This window comes from Butyricicoccus sp. AF35-5AC, from assembly GCF_003477715.1.
GTDB classification, from domain to species: domain Bacteria; phylum Bacillota; class Clostridia; order Oscillospirales; family Butyricicoccaceae; genus Agathobaculum; species Agathobaculum butyriciproducens.
Genome location: NZ_QUDX01000033.1, coordinates 517 through 1,358 on the forward strand (window position 1 = coordinate 517; position 842 = coordinate 1,358).

An 842-nucleotide genomic window follows, 5' to 3' on the forward strand; every position below is an offset into this window, starting at 1 on the left:
AGAGCTGCTTGCACAAAAAGCGGCGGAAGAAGTAACATTTCTTCCCAATCTGCTGACGAAGTATATGGAGATACGAAAGGAAGAACGGAAGGACTGGACAAGGGCTGGACAGAACCGGGGGACTTCACAGGACTTAAAGGCAGTCAGCGAAGCCCTGTCCTATCTCCGGCAAAAGGGGCTTTCCACTGTGGAGGACTTAGAAGCGTTTCTGGAATCTTCCGGGAAATCAGCCGCAGATTACCGCAATCAGATGAAGCCAAAGGAAGCCCGGAGCAAAGTGATTGACGGGATTCTTGCCAGCCGGACAGACTGCAAGGAATGTAAGCCTGTCTATGAGAAGTACCAGAAGATATTTTTTAAGAAAACAAAGGAGAAATTCAAACAGGAACACCCAGAGGTTGCCCGATATGCGAAAGCCGCCGCCTACCTTGCCAAGCACCCGGATGATAAGGACAGCACCCAAGAGGAGCTGCAAGAGGAGCAGGAAACGCTTCACAGCGAAATCGCAGAGCTGAAAGTACCGCTGACCGAGGTACAAGAGGATTTGAAGAAGCTGCGGGACATCCGCTACTGGGTACGGAAAGCCACACCCGGCACAGAGGAAAGCAAAGAGCCGCCCAAGAAGCAGCCCATCAAGGAAGTCTTGCAGGATAAGGCAGACGAGAAAAAGGCTCAAAGAACTGCCCCGGCGCAGACAAAACACAAACAACAGGATATGGAACTTTAACAGGCACTTGCCATTTTCAATCAGAGAATGTCAGGTGCTTTTCTTTTTTTCAAGGAGGGATAGATTTGAATGTATTTGAAACTGTGAAGCAGTCCGTTACAACAAGACAGGCTGC

General features: G+C 49.6%; 1 pseudogene. It reads left to right on the plus strand.

The window, feature by feature from the left end:
* Positions 1-727 (plus strand): annotated as a pseudogene (locus DWZ82_RS15785) (MobQ family relaxase); the annotation flags it as partial.
* Positions 728-842 lie beyond the last annotated feature (115 nt).